The organism is Sporosarcina pasadenensis, assembly GCF_047228845.1.
In the GTDB taxonomy this organism is placed as follows: domain Bacteria; phylum Bacillota; class Bacilli; order Bacillales_A; family Planococcaceae; genus Sporosarcina.
In genome coordinates this window covers 1-18423 of sequence record NZ_JBFEGM010000014.1, presented here as the reverse complement: position 1 = coordinate 18423, position 18423 = coordinate 1, and the positions used below count along the sequence as shown (strand labels likewise).

The window sequence follows — 18423 nt, the reverse complement described above, 5'->3', positions numbered from 1 at the left end:
TCCGCACACCCCTATCTGAATTTAAACCTTATTGCTGCACGTAACGCATTCAAATTCATCTCCTGCTCCACAAAAAGACGCTGTGATTGCTCAATTGTCACTTCCTTGAATGAAAGCAGGTCCCCCGCCTTCGCCTGCGCAAGCTTTGTAAAATCAATCGAAGACATCTGTCCAATCTTCGGATAGCCGCCCGTCGTCTGCCGATCCGCTGCCAAAACGATCGGATTCCCATCTGGCGGCACTTGGATGGTTCCATATGTAACGGCTTCCGAAATCATCTCTACCGGCTCCTTCAGCTGTAGCGCGGATCCACTTATCCGGTAACCCATCCGATCGGACTGCGAACTGACGGTGAAAGGTTCATTCCAAAACCTATGTCGGCTCTCTTCGTCAAACAGCTCATATTGTCTGCCGCGTATAACCTTGATTTCATAATGGTTAGATAAACTGGGTAGCAGCTTGGGTGCAATTTGCCAATCCGCAGCATGGAACGGCTTACCGGAAGCAATTATTTCTTTTATAGTCATCGAATCCCCGGATGTAACTTGAAGGACATCCCCCTTCCTGAGCGCCCTTCCTTCCAACCCGCCAAGCCTCGTCCTTCACATACGTTGATCGACTTCCAAGCACTTCCGATACGTCAAATCCGCCAGCGACCGCCAAATATGCCCTGCTTCCTGCTTTGGCAGCTCCGAATTTTAATTCACTGCCCTTTCGAATGAACACCGGTTTCCACATCGGTACAGGCATGTTCGCAATCGTCGGTGCTAAATCTCCGCCACATATCGCGACCAATGCGTCTTCCCTAAATAAAAGCCGGGGACCGACTAGTGTCATTTCGAGCGAAGCAGCTGACTCCTCATTGCCGACAAGTAGATTTGCAATCCGATGAGAGAACGGGTCCATGACGCCGCCCGCCACGACGCCGAATTTCTGGTAACCGTACCTCCCTAAATCTTGGACCGTATCTTGAAGACCCGGCTTACTAACCTCAATCATCCGCGCCACCTCTCAAGTCTTCATACACATCGCTCGTAATCTTGTAGAATCTAATTTTATCCCCCGCTGCCAATAAGCTAGGAGGATTTTCATCCGGGAGAAACAGCTCAAGCGGCGTCTGGCCGATGAGTTGCCAGCCCCCCGGTGTTTCGATTGGATAAACCCCTGTCTGGACTCCCGCAATCCCGACCGAACGGGCAGGAATTTTCAACCGCGGTGTGTTCCGTCTTGGAGCACTGATCTTTTCGGACATGCCGCCGATGAACGGGAAGCCCGGTGCGAAGCCTATCATATGGACCGTGTAATCGCCCGATGTATGAATATCGATCACTTCATCCGCTGTCAAACCGTTATGCTTCGCAACAAAATCTAAATCCGGTCCATATTTGCCACCATACAAAACAGGGATCTTCACGACCTTTTGTTGAACAGCCCCCGTTTGCTTCACATCGACGAGCATCTCGCGAATTTTGTCACAAACCGCTTCGTACGGACTTTCTTCTTTCATGAAGGTCTGAATCGAATAAATTAGCGTAACCGTCGTATAAGCAGGGATATATTCAATCATCCAAGGCGGCGATTCTGCTTCGATCCGGGAAACAATGGCCTTCACTTTCCACTCGAATGCTGCACATATTTCATTGCCAACTTCAATGACAACGGCTTGATCGCCCAATGGTGACAACGTGTACCGCATCTTGCCGACACTTCCTTATCTTATGAATATACATAATTCTACCTGAACGACTATTTTCCGCAACTTGTTTTCTACTCTCTAATGTATGGGCTATGTACCTCCAAACATATAATGAATAACGACTACTTACCAACTTAGGTAAAACTCTTCAATTTCTAATTTTCTGTATTTTCATCTACCCACTTCAAATAAGTTGAAGTACAATCAAATACAAAGGATGAAAGGATGTGAGCATTTTAATGAAACAGCAATGTCTTCTCAAAAGGGCTTTCTTAGCAATGGTAATTGCTATGATTGCCTTATTTCCGGTAACACATGAAGGAACGTATTCATCTGTCGCCGCATCCGGGGATACAACTCCCGTAGCATCCATTGATTCGACAACTTTAGAGCAAAAAATACAAGCAATCTTGAAAGACCCGAAGCTCCACGGAGGGATTACCGGGGTGAGCGTACGGAAAGCCAATACAGGTGAAGCAATCTTTTCCCATTATGGCGACATCCGTCTACGCCCTGCTTCCAATATGAAATTGCTAACAGGATCAACGGCAATGGACATATTGGGGCCTGACTATCGGTTCTCTACAGAAGTGCTGACAGACGGGCAAGTGAAAGGGAAAATGCTTAACGGGAATCTATATCTGAAAGGTAAAGGCGACCCGACATTGATGAAAAAGGATTTAGACCAGTTCGCTAAGGACTTGAAGGCGAAAGGGATCGACAAAGTCAACGGCAACTTGATCGCGGACGACAGTTGGTATGATGATGACCGCTATTCACAGGATTTGAACTGGTCGGATGAACATAATTATGTCGGAGCACAAGTTTCTGCCCTGACGCTTTCTCCGAACGAAGACTATGACGCGGGAACTGTCATCGTCGAAGTGAATGCTGGCAATAAAGCCGGGGATCTCCCGAAAGTGACACTTACTCCGGAGACGGATTATGTAGAGATCGTCAACCGCGCGACGACAGTGGCGAAAGGCGAAGCGAAAAGCATTTCCATCGCGCGTGAGCATGGATCGAACAGGATTATCATTGAAGGCAAAATCCCTGTAGAAGGCACGAGATCTCAATCATGGTCAGCTGTTTGGGAGCCAACAGGGTTAACCCTTGATGTCTTTAAGAAATCACTCGAAGAACAAGGCATCCAACTTGTTGGGAACGGTGGAATGAAGACTGGTATTACGCCAAGCGGGGCAACTGTTCTCACTTCGAAAAAATCGATGCCGCTAAAAGAGCTTTTCATTCCATTCATGAAGTTGAGCAATAACGGACACGCTGAAACTTTAGTGAAGGAAATGGGGAAAGTGCAGCGAGGCGAAGGTAGTTGGGATGCTGGACTGTCTGTTATGAAGGAGAAGCTGAAGCAATTCGGCGTCAACACGGACACGATCGTTCTTCGCGACGGCTCAGGAATGTCGCATAAGAACCTCGTTTCTGCAGATGAATTATCGAAACTGTTGTATGGCATTCAAGGGAAAAGCTGGTTCTCTGCATTTGAAGCTTCCTTACCGATTGCAGGCATCCCTGAACGGATGATCGGCGGCACGCTTCGGAACCGGATGGGTGATGGATTGACGGCCGGCAACGTGAAGGCGAAAACCGGCTCGATCACAGGCGTCTCCACCCTTTCCGGTTACGTCACTGCGAAAGATGGTACGGAACTGATCTTCTCCATCATGATTAATAATTATGTAACCGGACCTGTTGCGCCGATTGAAGATGCGATTGCGAAAGCACTTGCGGAACATGTCAGCAACTAAAACATCACAAATAGGCATTCCCCATATTTCCGGGAATGCCCTTTTTTGATTCTGTCGAGTTCAACAAAGTCTAAATTGGAAGTTAATCATGACACTTAATTATGAAACGAGGAGTTGAAGCATGGGAAAGAAAAAAGTATTTTTAGGAGTAATTTTTCTTGGATATTTACTTCTAGTAGGACTTTTATTTTATAACGAGACATATTCAAACAAGGGGATTTTGAAAAATGTATCGGATAGAAATGGTTATGCACTTAACCAGATAAATGATAATGAGATGGTAGAATTATATATAAAGCCTGAGTGGATACCTTTTAACACTAACGCAGAAAAAAGTTATGACACTGTCCTCGCAGAGAAATACAACACAAATATTGTACTTGTTCAGATTTGGAATAGGGAGATTGATATATTTTTCTCTTTTGACACGACGTACAATTTAGATTATAACAATGGATCTTTTATGTACAATGGCATTTTTAATGAAGACGGAACTTTCACTTCTAGCATGTCCCATAACGATTTTTATCTATATAACAACGATGGTGTTGAAATTGGTGTAGGACAAAGTGGCCGAGGTCCTAATTCAGCATTTGGATTTGCTATTGAACCGGAGAACTATGACTTGATAAGGGATGGTTTTTATATACAGTATTCAGGCTTTTACCTCTACGAGTATTCGAAGAAGTAGTCAACTAAGAAATTATTCTATGCATACCTAGACCTCAAAGGTTGATAAGGAGTAAAACTCTCGATAGTCAATTCAACGGTATGTCCTCCCCTGAAATATTCGCTGTTTCGAAAAGGATTCCCCCTATTAAAAAGCGAATACATCCATTATCAATCATTCTCGAAAGTGGGGGTTCATGTGGAGAAGTTATCGACTGAACAATATCTTCAAGCTACGGATTTTCTCAAATCAAAAGCACGCCCGTTGGAAAAAGCGCTATTCGAATTTGAATTTGAAGATGGCAGCCGTGAACAAGTTTTGGAGGTATTGAAGGTTTATCAAAATGAAGATGGCGGTTTCGGAAATGGATTGGAGCCTGATTTCCGTTGTGAAGCCTCTTCGGCGTTAGCGACGACAATTGGGCTTCAGCATTTGATTCGCATTGGGGCGGACGAGTCGGAGCCGATGGTGCAAAAAGCGATTCAATATGCAATCGATACATTTGACGAAGAGAAGATGGGATGGGAAATCGTCCCGGAGGAAGTGGAGACTGCACCGCGCGCTATCTGGTGGAATTACGGAGGCGATTGGCCATGGGGGAATCCAAGCGCTGAAATGACTGGATTGCTCCTCCATTACAAAGGTCTTGTTCCTGAGGAATTTCTAGAAAAGCTGACAGCCCACGCGGTTGCGTATATTAACGAAGAGGCGACGAACGACTTTCATGAATTGCAATGCTTGGTGAAATTAATGAAAGAATTGCCCGCTGAAGAAGCAGAGAAGATTGTTGCTAGAGTGCAGGAGATTGCCCACCACAGCGTGACGACTGATCCGGAAAAATGGCATGACTATTGCCTACTTCCCCTTCAAGTCGTATCTTCCCCGATGTTTTTTCTGTATGAAGACTTTAAGGAAATCATTCCTGCTAACATCCAGCATCTCGCTTCCACCCAAGCGGAAGACGGCAGCTGGAAACCGACATGGTCGTGGGGGCGTTTCGAAGATATTTGGGAAACCGCAAAGCAGGAATGGAGCGGCGTGCTGACGCTTGATAACTTGAGGGTATTAAGAGCATTTGATTGAGGTGTTGAAATGAATGCATATGTGAAGGCAACTTTGAATCAAATTTCGATAGCGGTACACTCTATCATTAATATGATGGACAAATTGGACCTAAACGATTTAGATGTAAAGCCAACGGAAAACAAGTATTCCGTCGGGCAGTTGCTGGCTCATATGTCCCTGATTTGCCAGGCGGACCTACTTATTTCAGATGAGGCATCCCAGGAACAGATGAGCATCTATTACTCCCTAAACACCCTTCAAACCATATCGGAAATGAAAGAAGCCCTGCTTGCAAATTATACTTTGCTGGAAAACCGTTATCTCGGTTATGCAGAGAAGGAGCTAATACAAACGACAACTTCTTACTGGGGCGTTTCCTATACACGGTTTGAGTGGCTGTTAGAAATCTCTTCCCACCTCTATCACCACCGAGGACAGCTGCATGCCATGCTTGTGCATTGTGTGGGGAAAGACCCTAAAGTTGCGTTGTTTGAATGACAATGAAAAGGTGATCAGATGATATATGAAATGACAATGCAAGTTCGCGTATCGGGGTTTGAAAAAGGGCAACATTGGTATACGACTTTACTCAAAAGAGAACCTGATTTTATACCGCATGAAGGGTTTGCCGAGTGGGAGCTACTTCCGGGTTGCTGGCTGCAAGTTGCAGAAGGCTCCCCTTCCCAAAATTCCGGTCCGATTCGCTTAGGGGTGGTTGACATCGAAGAGGAGCGCAAGCGGGTTAAAGAAGAATTAGGGGTGGAAAACATTGTCCTTCATTCAAGGGAAGAGGTTCCTGTCAACTGGGGAACTTTTTCTGACCCTTGGGGGAATCGGCTTGGATTCTTTGAGTATAAAAGCGAGGATGAGAGAAATGAAAGGATCCGGGTCATTTTAGGGAAAACACAATAATCGATTAAGATGCCTCCCGGTGTATATCATCACCGGGAGGCGTTTTTCATAGTTCTAGTATAGCTGATTTCACTTCTGCATTCGCTTTCAATACACCTCTTACTTGTACCGAAGCCAATGTCTGTTGTACAAGTTTTAGCGTAATCAGAAAGTTGCTGTTTGTCTCCCGACGAATTTGTGACAATAAAATACAAAAAGCCCCTAGTCGTGTGCATAGGGGCTGAAAATTAGCGGTTCAAATCTTGGATTCCAGGACTATGTTCATTTGGCATTTCAGGCATCATCGGTACTGGAAACCCTTTAGGAGGGTCAATAACATTAAACGAGCCTTCATTTCTACTTGGAGATTCTCCTTGAAGAATTTCGGCTATGCGAGTAGGGTCTAATCTAAAGTTAAACTGTGCATTATGGTAACCCATCTCTACATATTTTCTGCATTCAGGGTACTTATTTATATCATAGTTAGGAATTGGGAGTATCTTACCCCAATCAACGCCTAATGTCTCCAAAGCTTTTGCAAAAGCATTTTGATGCGCATTATCACGAACAATAAGAAAAGCGAGCGTTTCACGGAAAGTTTTATTCGAACTCATTTCGTAAATACGAGTTTTTTGGAGGACACCTGTTGATTCAAGTACCAAATTGTCGAGCAAATCAGAGATAAGATTTCCATGAGAATAGACCCAAGAGCCATTCCAAGGGTTACCGGAAGCGTCAACTGGCAGAGAAGACTGAGCTCCGATAATATAATGATGAGGATTTGCATGTCGAATCGCGTCGTTGAGCGGAGCCTGATCCACACCGGCGTTCCCTGGAGCCGCAGAATGGCCAGAGTCATTTAATAGCTGATTTATTGTATTTTGAACAAGTTCCACGTGTGCGATTTCTTCCAAGAAAACACCACGGAGCAAATCTCGATATTGTGTCTCTTTCCCTCTAAAATTGGAACTCTGGAAAAAATACTGCATCATCGTTCTCATTTCGCCAAAATGACCGCCTAATATTTCTTGCATAACTCTTGCGGCTTCAGGGTCTGGTTTATCAGGAGTAATTATATTAATGAGCTCTTCCTTGTAGTAGTACAAAAACATCCAATCCTTTCAACTTTTTTCTAAGGATTAGACTGCCCTTCATAAGTAAACTTATTCATATACAAGGGAAGAGCGGCAGGTTAAGCAATTTAAAACCTGGTTAGTTTCAATAACCCTTTCGAAGCATCCACCTGTACCTCTCCGCCGATTGGGAATGTAAACATCGGCTGTGTGTGGCCGAAATCCACGTCATATAAAACAGGAATCTCCTTTAACATTGGATGCTTATCGAGAATGAACAGCAATTGCTTCTCCGTTATTTTTGAAGCACGTTGAAATCTGCCGATCACAAGGGCCTTTATTGAATCCGCGTTTTGCAATAAAGACGTTAAATCCCTCGCGAATGTTTCGGGTATTGTCATATCATCATCCTCAACAAACAGGATGGCATTTTCAATGATCGGCATATACTTAGTCCCTTGAAGCAAATTCAGCGTGCATAAATTCCCACCCCATAAATCGCCGCTTGCGATTCCGCCATTATACGTTTTCCACACGGTCTCCTCAAAAACCCGGTTTTCCTGATCCATATACCAAGCATCGTCGCTCCATTGTTCCGAAGGCTTCAACTCAAACGGTTCATTCTGCATGAGACATTGCGCAAAGAAATGTGTTTGGTATTCCTGCGCTTTCTTCATTTGAAAACTTGAGAAATGAGGCCCTGAGTACGTAACCAACTCACTTTGCGTCGATATCGCTGTTCCGATCGCGGTAATATCACTGTATCCGCAGAAGATTTTCGGATTCTCTTTAATTAATTCGTAATCGATGTAAGGAAGAAGTTCATTTGAATTGAAACCGCCAATGACCGTCAAAATCCCTTTTACATTTTCATCTCGGAATGCCTCGTGCAGATCTTCCACCCTTTGTTGAATGGAAGTGGAGTTTTGAAGGTCTTTGTCAAAAACATGTTTGCCGAACGAAACGATGAAACCTAAGCTCTCCAACTGTTCCACTGCAATTTGAACGCCTTCTTCAGATAGGATGCTTGCACTGCGACTCGGAGCAATGATCCGTATCTCGTCTCCCCGCTTCAACTTCTCTGGTATTCGCATCATCATGCCTTCTTTCATTTACTGAATTTCCAACCGGAGGCGGATCATATCCTTGCATTGAATACCATTCTCCATGATGACCTCATCGTAATGATGAATGAAGAAGTCTTTGATCACGCCCGAAATGCTAAATCCGCATTTCTGATAGAGCGCAAGCTGACCAATACTCGAATTCCCCGTTCCGATTTCAACATTGTCATAGCCGTTGCTTTTCGCAACACCAATTGCCTCTTGCAGCAATTTCTTGCCAATCCCCTGGCCATGCTTGTCTTCGCAAACCGCGATGTTTTTAATCTCCATTGTCTCTTTGGTTAACGGAACGATTACAAAGACTCCAAGTATGTTATCGTTCTCTTCCGCGACATAACATTCGCCTTCTGATATGTAGGTTTCTACAAGTTCTCGTGATGGATCAGCTAGTAGGAGCAAATCATATGGCGGCATTTCATCAAGTTGCAATCTTCTTATCTTCATTCATGTCACCCTATTCAATAGATAATCCTTAAATTTTCATCGCCGCATCCATAATCGCCTGATATAAATCGTGCCAGCCTTTATAATAGCTGTCCACTTCTACCGGCCGGATCAGCTTCCGCTCCGATGATTCAAAACCCGCATCAAATGGGAGGAATTCTTTAATATCCATTCGATAAAACACTTGATAGCCCACTTTCGGATAGGGGCTGGATGGATTCCATAATGGATTGTCTTCATGGTTTATCTCAATTGCACCGAGAAGCGTGCAATCGCCCGCTACATAGGCTTCCTCCATCACTTCGCGACAGACACACGCTTCTGGCGATTCGCCCGCTTCTATATGACCTCCCGGAAAATCCCAACCCCGTTCGTTCAAGTTAACCATCAGCAGCTGCCCTTCATGAAAACAAAAAGCATGGACGCTTGTGATTAACTCTCGGTCCGGCATAAAATTTTGCATCCACGTGAGCTTTAAATTAGTGCCTCCCCGCGGACCCCAATCAACATACATAACCGGCATTGCTCCCCCTCATTTCCCTACAGAATACCCTTCGAATAGCCTTCCGCCAAATGGCGCTAATACATCATCGGTTAACCTGATTATCCCTTCCCGATTACCCGTCTTGTAAAATGCGTCAAATACTTCCACAAAACGGTCGGCAAAATCCTCATCGTATTCTTTCAGTGCTCGAACTATCCATTTGGATGCGCCAATCCATCTCCCATTCGTCCGAAGTACAAATTCATGAATCGCTTCAGCGAGTGTGTTGGCAATGAAAAGCGCCTCCGCCTCGTTTTGCGTGCCTATCAGATCCCCGAGCGCATCTGTTAGCATATATCGCTTGATTGTCACAGTCTGCTCCGACCAAAGGGCCGGCCCTTCATGCAACAGTTCCGCAGCTTCGTTTTTGACGTTTGATAAAATGCCAGAATCCTTTAATACAATTCCTTCCGCCACCATTCGCGGCAAGCTAGGACGTGCCCGTTCCGCATCACTTCGAAAATAGGTTTTATAGGAGGTTAAAGAATGTACAAATACTTCAATCGGCCAGCCGTATTCGATACGGGATTCACGATAGGCTTCTTCAATTTGGCTATTAAAAATTACGATATCCAAATCTGATGTTGGTGTATCTTCTCCTCTGACGACACTTCCCGCCAAAACTGCAGCTTGGCAATGAGGGTAGTATTCATCAACAAATCGTTTGGCTGCAAATAATGGTTTCATTCTTTTCATCCTCTTCATTCCTGGGTTCCTCCAACCACTTTTCAGATTTCCATTCTTCCATATATATTTTTCACAATTTCCATTGGGCAGACATCTAGCGAGTCTAGCTTTGCAATCGGTATCCACATCGGCTCATATTGTCCACGTTTACGGCTCTCTTCATATTCCTCGCCTTTACCTGACCCGAATATCCCGCCGACAATCTTCGCCAAGAAATAGTGTTGTTTTCCATTGAATTCAACAGTTCCAAGATAGTCTATTACCTCAATATGAACACCTAACTCTTCGAGTGCTTCCCGGATTGTGGCTTGTTCAGGGCTTTCACCATCTTCAATTCCACCGCCCGGAAAAATGTAATACTCCTCATCATCACGATTTCTCTTAATGACCGCGACCTTGTCCTCTTTAATAATAACGGCAGACCCACGATCTCTCGGAAGCACAACTTCACTTCCTAGCATATTCAATCAACCAGCAATCCCGGTACTCGCCTTCATGCCATTCATGCTTCGGCAAGAGCTTCACCTTTTTGAACCCACATTTCTCATAGCAGCGGATCGCCCGCTCATTCCACGTTTGAGGATCCATGACGATGCGGTCTGCATCCTTTTCAGTCAATAAATGCGCAACAAGCATTTCTATGAGCTGTGTCCCGATTCCTTTATTCCAATACTTAGGTTCCCCGATAAACTGATCCATTCCGTAAAGGATTTCCAATGAATCCGAATAACCATAAACACGTCTTTCCTCTTCTCCGACCGGATAGAACTGCACATACCCAATCGGCTCCTCATCATACAAAATGAGGCATCGTGTTTCATCATCCACTTCCCCGTAAAAGTCCTCTTCCACTTGCCTCAAATCGAGCGGTCGATCCCTTCCTTCATAGAACTGAAGAACCTCCGGATCGGATAACCATTTGGCCAGCAGAAACTTATCCTCATAAATCAATTCACGGAACGCCACCCGCTCACTATGCTTAATCATCTATATTTCCCCCAAGTCTTTAAAGACATATACTCCATTTCTAAAAAACTCTAACTGGTTGACGAGGAACATCATGAAGCGGCTATTATTCTATTCTACAAAATGAAATATATATCCTCTTTTCATCATAAAAAAGCAGCACCAAAACAATCTTGGTGCTGCCTCTTTTCCCATCACTTTACCAACAGACCTTGAATCCATTTGCTTAATGTCCCTTTATCCACAAACGGCGCTAATTCTGCTACTGTTTCCGGAGCATCCAACATCCAAACTACCTCCCCAATAAGTTTCAGCGCGCACTGTTACCTTCAGCGTAGCATATTGCTTCCGAGTCGCCTATCAACTATTGGTTGAAAAAGGGATTCTACTGATAGTGGAATGAAATCAATCAAATACCGCTTCCCTTTCAGGGTTCCTCAAGAATTCAAACATTGTTTTAATCTGCGATTCGGTATTTCGATTCGTAGAAAGAGGTGGTAATTTGTGTTCCGAAAAGAACTCAACTTGATCCGTTTCCGGTCCTATAGCAGGCTCCCCACCTATAATCTCGCACAAAATGAAAATCTTATAGTAATGGTATGGATCTGGAGGATGAGGATGCTTGTTTTTATCCAATACGGCAATTAATTTCACCGGAATTACATCATAACCAGATTCCTCTTTAATCTCCTTCACAATATTTTCTGAAGGAGACAATCCAATATCACAAAACCCGCCTGGTAAAGCCCATTTATCATCGATATTTTCTTTCACCAATAATATTTGGCCATTTGTAAAAACAACACCACGAACATCAACTTTTGGAGTTTGATAGCCTGTTTCATTCGTAAACAAGGCTTCAATTTTATTCATTTCAAGATTGGTATGCTCCGACATAATTTCTACACTAATTTTACGTAATTCCTCATAGCGCTCGATGTCGTAAATATCTTTTGAAAAAGCTAACCCTGACTGAGACAATGCCTGAATTCTCTTTGCCCAATCCAACCATATCGTACTCATTTGACCCCCACCTTAACTTAAAATTTCCACAGCATTGCACTGCAACTTATAGGTTTTTCCCTTTAACCTGCTTCAACGTCGCTACGATCATAAAGCTGACAATTACTAATAAAAGCCATGAGCTTACTTTTCCAAGGTGGACGAGACTCCATGCATCGGCTTGGTTTGGATATTGCCATGCGCCGAAGAACGTTGCGATATTTTCAGCTACCCATATAAAAAATCCGATGAGGACAAATGAAAGTGCAATCGGCATCCGGTACTGAGTTCCATTCACTTTATAGCTAACCCACGATTTCCAAAAGACAACAATGACAAGTGCAGATAACCACCAACGAACGTCAATCCAGAAATGGTGGGTGAAGAAGTTCAAATAGATTGCAGCTGCTAGAGGTACTACTATCCAAAACGGCGGCCATTTAATGAGGTCGACATCTAGCCTCCTCCACGCTTGGCATAGGTAACTCGCTACGCTTGCATACATGAACCCGCTATATAAAGGCACTCCAAAAACTTTGAAATACCCATCCTCCGGATAAGACCACGAACCCATATTCACTTTAAAAATTTCAAGTGTCAATCCAATAAGGTGAAATAACGTAATCACCTTGAGTTCGTCCCGTGTTTCCAGCCCCGAACGCAACATCCACCACTGCATAAGGACACAAATGATTAGTAGCCAGTCATACCGTGGCAGGAATGGAAGAGATATGATTTTTGTCAGCGCTAAAGAGGCAAAGATAACGACAGGGAACAAACAGGATAGAGCCTGTTCCCAACCAAAACGGACGAGCTGTTCTGCTCCTCTTATGATGCGAGCTCCCATAGGCTTCTTTTGAATGAGTGTACTGTCCCGACAATAATCGACTTTTCGGCTTCCCACTTTGTCTACTGTCATTTTTTCTTCTGCCGATAGAGATCTTTCGATTTATAGCCTTCAGCCAGGATCATTTCCATTTCAACAAGTCTCTTTTCCTGTGTCTCTTTCCTTTTGGCGCTATAGACATAACGCGCCCAATCCTTCTGATAACCGTATGTGAGCGAATTGTAGATATCCAGTATCGCTTCGTTTGATGATAGGTGTGATTTAATGTCCTCTAAATGAACGATGTAATCGTCGACGAATTGGCTAGCCGGAGTTGTACCTTTTTTTTCGGCCTTTTTCTTTACAGCTTTTAACCCGACAACGGTAAACACTTCATTCAAACTGACCATACGCGAAAACTTCAGATCACTGCCGCTTAAATAGCCGTCTTCGTCAATTGCCAGCTTTTCAAAAAACACATCTCTTTCGATATACTGTTCATATTTTTTATTCCCCTTTTTCGGGTAAGCCAAGAAGGCATATCCGTTGTTTTCAATCATCTGTTTTTCAATCAATACGTTAGCTCGTTCTACAAATTCATCCAATGTGAAAATAAAGCTGAATACACATTGGTAGCTTTCTTTTTGAAGATCAGCATCGTATGTCAACGTATCAAATTCATCGACGTCTTCCGGTTTATTCAAGATCGCGATTCTTTCATATTTTTGCAGGCCTAATTTCTCGACAATCGTTTTTTCAGAGTTCAATTCTATTCTCTCCTTGTCCAATCTCTTTGCAAATGAAATCCGCAATCTCTTCAATTCCAACACCGTCAGTCGGTATGAATTGTTCAAAGCAAGCGTCTTCAAAGCCGGCGAGACATTTATCCGTCTGCGCGAAGCACCAATTGCCTTCCTCTTCACCTCGTTCAATTAACCTTTGATGGATTGTTTCCTTTTTCGCAGTCAAACAGAAATGATATGATTCTGGATCAATTTTCAAAAACCCATTATAAATCTCATCGAAATAATCCTTATTATATATCGTCATCGGTACAATCAAATCTTTGCTATAAGTCTCACGAAGCTGCCTTGCCACCTCGACCGTCAACGGCTTCCACATTTCTAAGTCTTGAAAATCCCCCGTTTTCTCGCCTTCCAATTTCAGTTCGTCAGGTATGATATGCCTTAGCATGAACCCGACCTCTTCCGGATCAAACAGCATCGCCCCATCCATTCTGTGCAACAGTTCATTGGCAACTGATGTCTTTCCGGCACCGAACGCCCCATTGATCATGATAATCATTTCGCATCCCCTTCGTATGAAAGAAATGGCTCATACATTGTTATCGCATGATTCTCTGTGACGAATTCATCGTCGATCTGGTTCCCGTCTGCGTCGTATACTTTCCGAAAAATCGAATTATGACGGACGTAGCCGCCCCATAATTCCCTTGTGAAATGATGTTCTTTCTCGTAAATCTCATATGTCCGGGTTGTAGGTAGAGTAGAACGCCATTCCCCGTTGAGATGCGTATCCGTCAAATAGACAATTAGTTGAAATGGCATTTGCGTTTCGTTCTTTATTTGCAAATCCAAATAGTTGTAAGCACATGTCGCCCCGCTGCCGAACGGCTGACTTCGGTTCGCATCGGGAAAGACGTCGTAACTGTGGCGATAGCGCTCCGTCACAGTCAGCGGCGTATGCAACGTAATCCAATAGATGAGGTTCGACAGCTGGCATAGCCCCCCGCCTGTCCCAACAGTTACTTTTCCATAATGGAGAATCATGCCGTCGACATACCCTTTCCGCTTAGTAGTATTACCGATCAGGCGCCAGTATGAAAACGTTTCGCCTGGTTCGATGACGACTTTATGCAGTCGTTTAGCGGCGAGTTGCAAATTAATGATTTTATTTCGTTGCAGTTGCATGTCAACATCTTTCAATTGCCTCAGTAAAGGAGTCCGATGCTTTTTGATCATGTAGGGAAGCTTTTCATCCAGTCTTTTGCGCGCATACTTTTTTCCGTCAAACAGCCATTCACTATAACGTTTCAATCTATATACTTTCTTCCCTGCGAATATCCTGAGCTTGCTTCGTTTAATCGGTTGTAGTGAAGCCATAGTGCCACCTCTCTTCCTTACTAACTTCAACAATACTTCTGAAATCTCCTTTTTACCGGATGCAACTGACACGCACTTTCTTGTAAGTGACTGTGAAAAAACGACCGGTCACCGAAAAGCTGCATACCGATTTGGATTATCTGTATATAGTAAGTGTACAAAGAAGAACGACGGAGGGATTGCGAATGGAAATTGTGCGCGTTAGCAATTTGCAAAAGGCGTATGGGGAGAACAAAGTTTTACGGGGAATTGATTTTACAGCTAATGCTGGAGAAGTCATCGGAGTCATCGGCAAAAACGGGGCCGGCAAATCAACGTTTTTAGAAATATTAATGACACTGAAACCGTATGACAGTGGAAATGTCGCCGTATTAAATACGGAACTGCATTCCTTATCCAACAGCCAGCTTGAAACGATACGAAAGAACATTTCAGCCGTTCTGCAGCCAACGCAGTTTTACAAAACGCTAAAAGTGATCGAGTTGCTGAAACTGTTCAAAGCATATTACAACTCTGCCGTAGACATAGAACAAATCATTACGGATTTCAAACTGGAGCCGCATCGGAAAAAGTACTTCGATAAGCTATCGGGCGGCTGGAAGCAGATTGTCAGTTTGGCTATCGCTTTTTTATCCGAACCGAAATTGCTCATTTTGGATGAGCCGACGACCGGTCTTGACCCACATATGCGCAATACGCTTTGGACGTATATTACCGACTACAACAAACGCACAGGCAGCACGGTCATTTTAACAACTCACAATATGGACGAAGTCGAATTATATTGCGACAAAGTAATGCTCTTAAATGATGGTGTCAATGAAGTATTTGATTCGACAGAAGCGATCTTGTCCACAGGATATAAATCAATCAACGAATTCTATCTTTCAAAGGTAACGATATAAGGGGGAATTAATATGTTGGCGACTCAATTGAAGTACGACTTGCTCATGTTTACGAGGGAGATTTTTTATATGGTGTTCACGATCATCGTTCCGCCGATCACGTATTTGTTTATGGGGCAACTCTTCGGAGACGTGACGTATGCAGGCAATCTTAATTATGCCGAAACGTACACCCCTTCGTTCATCTTGCTCATCACATTTGGTGTCGTCTTTTTCGCATTCGGATTCGATGAGGTGATGAACCGGACGACTGGCGTTGAAAAGCGCATCAATTTATCGCCTGTTCCAAAACGGACATTGCTGCTGTCGAGCATTTTGAAGTCAATCATCATTACGAGTCTCGGATACTTCCTAGTTTTCTTCATCGGCATGATCGCTTATGATCTTACATTCCAACCCCTCAATTTTGTATTGGCATTCGGGATGTTCATGTTATTGAATGCAGCATTGCTCATCATCTCATCAGCAATCTATTCTTTATTCACAAGCATGAATGCAGCATTGGTCTTCTCGATTGTCATCTTTCAAGTCGTGATGTTCACGGGCGGCTTCACGATGCCTATCAGTATGATGCCGAAATTTGTGCAAGTTATTGCTGACCTTAATCCGCTCTATCATATGAATCAATTATTCATCGCCGTTTGGAACGGACAGCTGGAATGGACCGGGGCGACGTTCATTTCCATCGGATTTATACTGATCGTTACAACAATCTCTCTAATAGTTCTGCATTTTGGAAATAAACTCCGAAAATCTTCCTTCAAATGGTATCCTACTAATAGGAACCGAGGAGGAGATGTACGGAATGAAAGTAACGCTGGACATTGATGAAATTTATGAGGAGACGAAAGTTACGATTCATTGCGATGAAGTAGATGATTCGATAAAGGAAATCCTTGATTTCTTGAAAGGGAAGAAGACGGAGTTTCTCGTCGGTCGAGATGGTGAAATGCAGCATATTTTGAAACCCGACGAGATTCATTATTTCCATACAGAAAAAGAAGGCGTCGTGGCCGTCACTGCCGCGGGCTCCTTTTCATTGAAAGAGAAGCTTTACGAGCTTGAGGAAATGCTCCATTCGGCGAAATTTATCAGGCTATCTAAGTCGGTTATCGCCAATCTCCATGAACTGAGCCGTTTTGAAGCCTCTTTCAACGGCACGTTAGTCGTCCATTTTAAGTCGGGAGCGAAAGAGTATGTGTCGCGGACATACGTAAGCGGCATCAAGGAAGCGCTGAAACTGAACAGGAGGAAAAACGGATGAAGACTTTTCTGACGAGAAGCATATTGGGCATCTTCTTCGGATCATTCTTGGCCATCGTTACAATCGTAGCAGTGAGCTATTTTGGAGATAAAGATATGCTGGATGCAGCGCTTCTTTCTAAAAACGCGCTCGGTACTGTCTTTTGCGGCTGGTTCTTTGCAGTCACACCATTAATCTTTGAAAATGAAAAATTGACATTACCCGTGCAAACAACAATGCATTTCTTAAGCGTGACAGTGCTATATTTCATCGTCGCCTTCGTCATCGGATGGATTCCATTCACAGTGGAAGGATTTATCGGCATGCTCGGCATATTTATCGTGTTCTATGCAATAATTTGGCTTGCGTTCTACATGTACTTCAGAAAACAAGCGGCGAAGTTGAATGAGGAGCTGAGGGGGTTGTGATCCTACTTCGTAAGGTGCCTGTGCAAGACACTATTCAGATTATGCACTACAATTGCATAAAGTAATATCTTAAGTCAAAAAAATCAACTTTCGCCAGCTTGAAACTTGTATAATTATACACCTTGAAGAATTGTCATAAATGTATCATGCACAGGCACCGTCAAAAAAACAGCATCAAATAAACTTGCCGAGTAATCGGATAGCCATATAGATGGCGACAGCCCAGACGACGACGGCGGAGATTTTATTCAACATGCCAATGAACTTCCCGCTCGTGTCCAGTTTGCCAAGCACCCTTCCCGCAAGAGCAAGTCCTACAAACCAACACCATGAAATAATGATCGTCGTTAACGTGAATGCGAACCGAGCCTCCCCGGAATAACTCAAGGCATTTGACCCGATGACGCCGATCGTATCGATGATTGCATGGGGGTTCAATAAAGAGACGGATGCTGCAAACAAGATCTGCCTTTTTGGAGAAAACCGTTCCACTTCAGCCTCCATTGACGAAGGAGCGCTCCGCCAAAGAGAAATTCCGATATACAGCAAAAACAGGATACCGACGGCAAACATGGTCGTTTCCAACCAGTGGAATGTCAAGATGAGCAAAGATACACCTGATACCGCCGCTACAATTAAAATTGTATCGCAAATCCCAGCAGTGATGACGACGGGAAGTGCCCTAACAAACCTCGGCTGTAGTGCCCCCTGATTGAACACAAACACATTTTGAGCGCCTAACGGCAAAATAAGTCCAATTGCAAGGATGACGCCATGAAGAACCGCCTCGACCATCCTCTCTCCCCCTTTTCTCTCTTTCTATCTATTGAAAGGCTTTCTTCTGATAATTGCAACATCCACAGATCGATAACTAAAAAAAACCATCCCCGAGCGGCACTGACATAAGAAATTGAGACAAATAAAAACACCTTACGTTGAAAAACGGGTATTGACCCTTAATACAACAACG

Annotated in this window: 25 protein-coding genes; 9 read left to right on the top strand and 16 right to left on the bottom strand. The window is 43.8% G+C overall.

Annotated elements, in window-relative coordinates:
- Positions 1 to 11: 11 nt before the first annotated feature.
- From AB1K89_RS15865 to pxpB, 3 genes are read right to left on the bottom strand one after another with little or no spacing between them, the layout of a single operon-like run.
- The gene (locus AB1K89_RS15865) at positions 12 to 584 is read right to left on the bottom strand and encodes a 5-oxoprolinase subunit C family protein (RefSeq protein ID WP_413055679.1); all 573 of its coding nucleotides are present in this window, start codon (positions 582 to 584) and stop codon (positions 12 to 14) included.
- Positions 496 to 999, bottom strand: coding sequence for a 5-oxoprolinase subunit C family protein (locus AB1K89_RS15860; RefSeq protein WP_413055678.1), 504 nt, complete (start codon positions 997 to 999; stop codon positions 496 to 498). The genes AB1K89_RS15865 and AB1K89_RS15860 overlap by 89 nt, the downstream gene beginning before the upstream one ends.
- Positions 992 to 1696 (bottom strand): 5-oxoprolinase subunit PxpB, encoded by a 705-nt coding sequence (pxpB, locus tag AB1K89_RS15855; RefSeq protein ID WP_413055677.1) that lies wholly within the window; start codon positions 1694 to 1696, stop codon positions 992 to 994. The genes AB1K89_RS15860 and pxpB overlap by 8 nt, the downstream gene beginning before the upstream one ends.
- A gap of 239 nt (positions 1697 to 1935) precedes the next feature.
- On the opposite strand from pxpB, the gene dacB reads away from it, so the two are divergent.
- The 5 genes from dacB to AB1K89_RS15830 all read left to right on the top strand — a co-directional run bounded on the left by dacB (position 1936) and on the right by AB1K89_RS15830 (position 6109).
- Positions 1936 to 3462, top strand: a complete 1527-nt coding sequence (gene dacB, locus AB1K89_RS15850) for a D-alanyl-D-alanine carboxypeptidase/D-alanyl-D-alanine endopeptidase (RefSeq protein ID WP_413055725.1) — start codon at positions 1936 to 1938, stop codon at positions 3460 to 3462.
- A 121-nt stretch (positions 3463 to 3583) separates the two neighbouring features.
- On the top strand, positions 3584 to 4153 hold the full coding sequence (locus tag AB1K89_RS15845; RefSeq protein ID WP_413055676.1) for a hypothetical protein: 570 nt from the start codon (positions 3584 to 3586) through the stop codon (positions 4151 to 4153).
- Positions 4154 to 4330: 177 nt separating this feature from the next.
- On the top strand, positions 4331 to 5215 hold the full coding sequence (locus tag AB1K89_RS15840) for a hypothetical protein (RefSeq protein ID WP_413055675.1): 885 nt from the start codon (positions 4331 to 4333) through the stop codon (positions 5213 to 5215).
- A gap of 9 nt (positions 5216 to 5224) precedes the next feature.
- Positions 5225 to 5695 (top strand): DinB family protein, encoded by a 471-nt coding sequence (locus AB1K89_RS15835; protein ID WP_413055674.1) that lies wholly within the window; start codon positions 5225 to 5227, stop codon positions 5693 to 5695.
- An 18-nt stretch (positions 5696 to 5713) separates the two neighbouring features.
- The gene (locus AB1K89_RS15830) at positions 5714 to 6109 is read left to right on the top strand and encodes a VOC family protein (RefSeq protein WP_413055673.1); all 396 of its coding nucleotides are present in this window, start codon (positions 5714 to 5716) and stop codon (positions 6107 to 6109) included.
- A gap of 227 nt (positions 6110 to 6336) precedes the next feature.
- Here AB1K89_RS15830 and AB1K89_RS15825 read toward each other — a convergent pair whose 3' ends face one another.
- The 12 genes from AB1K89_RS15825 to AB1K89_RS15770 form a co-directional block, all read right to left on the bottom strand.
- On the bottom strand, positions 6337 to 7194 hold the full coding sequence (locus AB1K89_RS15825; protein WP_413055672.1) for a manganese catalase family protein: 858 nt from the start codon (positions 7192 to 7194) through the stop codon (positions 6337 to 6339).
- Between the two features lie 95 nt (positions 7195 to 7289).
- The gene (locus AB1K89_RS15820; RefSeq protein ID WP_413055671.1) at positions 7290 to 8255 is read right to left on the bottom strand and encodes a S66 family peptidase; all 966 of its coding nucleotides are present in this window, start codon (positions 8253 to 8255) and stop codon (positions 7290 to 7292) included.
- 18 nt (positions 8256 to 8273) lie between these two features.
- Positions 8274 to 8729, bottom strand: coding sequence for a GNAT family N-acetyltransferase (locus AB1K89_RS15815; RefSeq protein WP_413055670.1), 456 nt, complete (start codon positions 8727 to 8729; stop codon positions 8274 to 8276).
- 28 nt (positions 8730 to 8757) lie between these two features.
- The gene (locus AB1K89_RS15810; RefSeq protein ID WP_413055669.1) at positions 8758 to 9252 is read right to left on the bottom strand and encodes an NUDIX hydrolase; all 495 of its coding nucleotides are present in this window, start codon (positions 9250 to 9252) and stop codon (positions 8758 to 8760) included.
- Between the two features lie 9 nt (positions 9253 to 9261).
- Positions 9262 to 9960: a nucleotidyltransferase domain-containing protein gene (locus AB1K89_RS15805; protein ID WP_413055668.1), complete on the bottom strand. Its 699-nt coding sequence runs from the start codon at positions 9958 to 9960 to the stop codon at positions 9262 to 9264.
- Between the two features lie 41 nt (positions 9961 to 10001).
- The gene (locus AB1K89_RS15800) at positions 10002 to 10403 is read right to left on the bottom strand and encodes an NUDIX hydrolase (protein WP_413055667.1); all 402 of its coding nucleotides are present in this window, start codon (positions 10401 to 10403) and stop codon (positions 10002 to 10004) included.
- A gap of 4 nt (positions 10404 to 10407) precedes the next feature.
- Positions 10408 to 10947, bottom strand: coding sequence for a GNAT family N-acetyltransferase (locus AB1K89_RS15795; RefSeq protein ID WP_413055666.1), 540 nt, complete (start codon positions 10945 to 10947; stop codon positions 10408 to 10410).
- A 384-nt stretch (positions 10948 to 11331) separates the two neighbouring features.
- On the bottom strand, positions 11332 to 11949 hold the full coding sequence (locus AB1K89_RS15790; protein ID WP_413055665.1) for an NUDIX hydrolase: 618 nt from the start codon (positions 11947 to 11949) through the stop codon (positions 11332 to 11334).
- Positions 11950 to 11995: 46 nt separating this feature from the next.
- Positions 11996 to 12760: a DUF817 domain-containing protein gene (locus tag AB1K89_RS15785; protein WP_413055724.1), complete on the bottom strand. Its 765-nt coding sequence runs from the start codon at positions 12758 to 12760 to the stop codon at positions 11996 to 11998.
- An 83-nt stretch (positions 12761 to 12843) separates the two neighbouring features.
- The gene (locus tag AB1K89_RS15780) at positions 12844 to 13521 is read right to left on the bottom strand and encodes a YdeI/OmpD-associated family protein (protein WP_413055664.1); all 678 of its coding nucleotides are present in this window, start codon (positions 13519 to 13521) and stop codon (positions 12844 to 12846) included.
- Positions 13511 to 14059 (bottom strand): AAA family ATPase, encoded by a 549-nt coding sequence (locus tag AB1K89_RS15775; protein ID WP_413055663.1) that lies wholly within the window; start codon positions 14057 to 14059, stop codon positions 13511 to 13513. Before AB1K89_RS15775 ends, AB1K89_RS15780 begins: the two co-directional genes overlap by 11 nt.
- On the bottom strand, positions 14056 to 14877 hold the full coding sequence (locus tag AB1K89_RS15770) for a VanW family protein (RefSeq protein WP_413055662.1): 822 nt from the start codon (positions 14875 to 14877) through the stop codon (positions 14056 to 14058). The genes AB1K89_RS15775 and AB1K89_RS15770 overlap by 4 nt, the downstream gene beginning before the upstream one ends.
- Positions 14878 to 15062: 185 nt before the next feature.
- Here AB1K89_RS15770 and AB1K89_RS15765 point away from each other — a divergent pair, with 185 nt between their 5' ends.
- From AB1K89_RS15765 to AB1K89_RS15750, 4 genes are read left to right on the top strand one after another with little or no spacing between them, the layout of a single operon-like run.
- The gene (locus AB1K89_RS15765) at positions 15063 to 15782 is read left to right on the top strand and encodes an ABC transporter ATP-binding protein (protein ID WP_413055661.1); all 720 of its coding nucleotides are present in this window, start codon (positions 15063 to 15065) and stop codon (positions 15780 to 15782) included.
- Between the two features lie 12 nt (positions 15783 to 15794).
- Entirely contained in the window at positions 15795 to 16610 is an 816-nt protein-coding gene (locus tag AB1K89_RS15760; RefSeq protein WP_413055660.1) for an ABC transporter permease, read from the top strand.
- Positions 16588 to 17046 carry a LytTR family DNA-binding domain-containing protein gene (locus tag AB1K89_RS15755; protein ID WP_413055659.1) on the top strand — a complete coding sequence of 153 codons (459 nt, stop codon included), beginning with the start codon at positions 16588 to 16590 and terminating at the stop codon, positions 17044 to 17046. The genes AB1K89_RS15760 and AB1K89_RS15755 overlap by 23 nt, the downstream gene beginning before the upstream one ends.
- A complete protein-coding gene (locus AB1K89_RS15750; RefSeq protein WP_413055658.1) occupies positions 17043 to 17453 on the top strand; it encodes a DUF3021 domain-containing protein in 411 nt (136 codons plus the stop codon). Before AB1K89_RS15755 ends, AB1K89_RS15750 begins: the two co-directional genes overlap by 4 nt.
- Before the next feature lie 174 nt (positions 17454 to 17627).
- Here the strand turns inward: AB1K89_RS15750 and AB1K89_RS15745 are convergent, their stop codons facing one another.
- Positions 17628 to 18248: a LysE/ArgO family amino acid transporter gene (locus tag AB1K89_RS15745; RefSeq protein WP_413055657.1), complete on the bottom strand. Its 621-nt coding sequence runs from the start codon at positions 18246 to 18248 to the stop codon at positions 17628 to 17630.
- Positions 18249 to 18423: the final 175 nt, after the last annotated feature.

What these genes read in the sequence shown, in the direction of transcription:
- AB1K89_RS15860 (WP_413055678.1), bottom strand. Translation starts at nt 999, where the DNA reads ATGATTGAGGTTAGTAAGCCGGGTCTTCAAGATACGGTCCAAGATTTA.
- pxpB (WP_413055677.1), bottom strand. Translation starts at nt 1,696, where the DNA reads ATGCGGTACACGTTGTCACCATTGGGCGATCAAGCCGTTGTCATTGAA.
- dacB (WP_413055725.1), top strand. Translation starts at nt 1,936, where the DNA reads ATGAAACAGCAATGTCTTCTCAAAAGGGCTTTCTTAGCAATGGTAATT.
- AB1K89_RS15845 (WP_413055676.1), top strand. Translation starts at nt 3,584, where the DNA reads ATGGGAAAGAAAAAAGTATTTTTAGGAGTAATTTTTCTTGGATATTTA.
- AB1K89_RS15835 (WP_413055674.1), top strand. Translation starts at nt 5,225, where the DNA reads ATGAATGCATATGTGAAGGCAACTTTGAATCAAATTTCGATAGCGGTA.
- AB1K89_RS15830 (WP_413055673.1), top strand. Translation starts at nt 5,714, where the DNA reads ATGATATATGAAATGACAATGCAAGTTCGCGTATCGGGGTTTGAAAAA.
- AB1K89_RS15820 (WP_413055671.1), bottom strand. Translation starts at nt 8,255, where the DNA reads ATGCGAATACCAGAGAAGTTGAAGCGGGGAGACGAGATACGGATCATT.
- AB1K89_RS15815 (WP_413055670.1), bottom strand. Translation starts at nt 8,729, where the DNA reads ATGAAGATAAGAAGATTGCAACTTGATGAAATGCCGCCATATGATTTG.
- AB1K89_RS15810 (WP_413055669.1), bottom strand. Translation starts at nt 9,252, where the DNA reads ATGCCGGTTATGTATGTTGATTGGGGTCCGCGGGGAGGCACTAATTTA.
- AB1K89_RS15805 (WP_413055668.1), bottom strand. Translation starts at nt 9,960, where the DNA reads ATGAAACCATTATTTGCAGCCAAACGATTTGTTGATGAATACTACCCT.
- AB1K89_RS15795 (WP_413055666.1), bottom strand. Translation starts at nt 10,947, where the DNA reads ATGATTAAGCATAGTGAGCGGGTGGCGTTCCGTGAATTGATTTATGAG.
- AB1K89_RS15790 (WP_413055665.1), bottom strand. Translation starts at nt 11,949, where the DNA reads ATGAGTACGATATGGTTGGATTGGGCAAAGAGAATTCAGGCATTGTCT.
- AB1K89_RS15775 (WP_413055663.1), bottom strand. Translation starts at nt 14,059, where the DNA reads ATGATTATCATGATCAATGGGGCGTTCGGTGCCGGAAAGACATCAGTT.
- AB1K89_RS15770 (WP_413055662.1), bottom strand. Translation starts at nt 14,877, where the DNA reads ATGGCTTCACTACAACCGATTAAACGAAGCAAGCTCAGGATATTCGCA.
- AB1K89_RS15765 (WP_413055661.1), top strand. Translation starts at nt 15,063, where the DNA reads ATGGAAATTGTGCGCGTTAGCAATTTGCAAAAGGCGTATGGGGAGAAC.
- AB1K89_RS15760 (WP_413055660.1), top strand. Translation starts at nt 15,795, where the DNA reads ATGTTGGCGACTCAATTGAAGTACGACTTGCTCATGTTTACGAGGGAG.
- AB1K89_RS15755 (WP_413055659.1), top strand. Translation starts at nt 16,588, where the DNA reads ATGAAAGTAACGCTGGACATTGATGAAATTTATGAGGAGACGAAAGTT.
- AB1K89_RS15750 (WP_413055658.1), top strand. Translation starts at nt 17,043, where the DNA reads ATGAAGACTTTTCTGACGAGAAGCATATTGGGCATCTTCTTCGGATCA.
- AB1K89_RS15745 (WP_413055657.1), bottom strand. Translation starts at nt 18,248, where the DNA reads ATGGTCGAGGCGGTTCTTCATGGCGTCATCCTTGCAATTGGACTTATT.